At 66.9% G+C, this 528-nt stretch carries 1 pseudogene; it reads left to right on the top strand.

Going from position 1 to position 528, the window contains the following annotated elements:
• Window positions 1–528, top strand: a pseudogene (locus tag LJE98_RS20105) (integrase); the annotation flags it as partial.

Raw genomic sequence — 528 nt, 5'->3', positions numbered from 1 at the left:
GCGACCGGACCGGCCTGTATGCGCTTCAGGCCCACTTCGGTCATGTGACCCGGGCCATGACTGATCGCGGCTACGTCGGGACCGACTTCGCGCTCGACGACCTGATCGACCGGCATGCCCGGGAAGAAACCCGCGCCGCTCTCGAAGAAGTGCTGACGGCAACCGCCCTCGCGGGCAAGGGCGGACGGATGATCGCCGCCCGCTCCCAGTTCCGCGGGCGCACGCGCGACGGCGATGTCCAGGCCTATGTCTCCTTCCTGATGGAGGAGACTGATCTGCGGCTCGGCGTCTGCGATTGGGGCTATTGCGTCTACCGCGTCGAAACGGCTGCCTGCTTCGGCGATGAGAAAGGCCCCAACCCCGTTCTGAGGACCGAAAGTACGTGTCTCGCCTGCGCCAACTTCGCCGTCACCGCCAGGCACAGGCCTGTCTGGCAGGCCCGCCGCGATCGCAATACGGATCTTCTCGGCCATCCCGGCCTGGACCCGGTCAGCCGGCAACTCGCCGAAACCCGGATTGCCGAATGCG

It is taken from the genome of Rhizobium sp. 'Codium 1' (assembly GCF_020889605.1).
GTDB classification, from domain to species: Bacteria; Pseudomonadota; Alphaproteobacteria; order Rhizobiales; family Rhizobiaceae; genus Allorhizobium; species Allorhizobium algae.
Note: the sequence above shows the minus strand (reverse complement) of the source record. Positions and strands in the feature narration are given on the sequence as shown.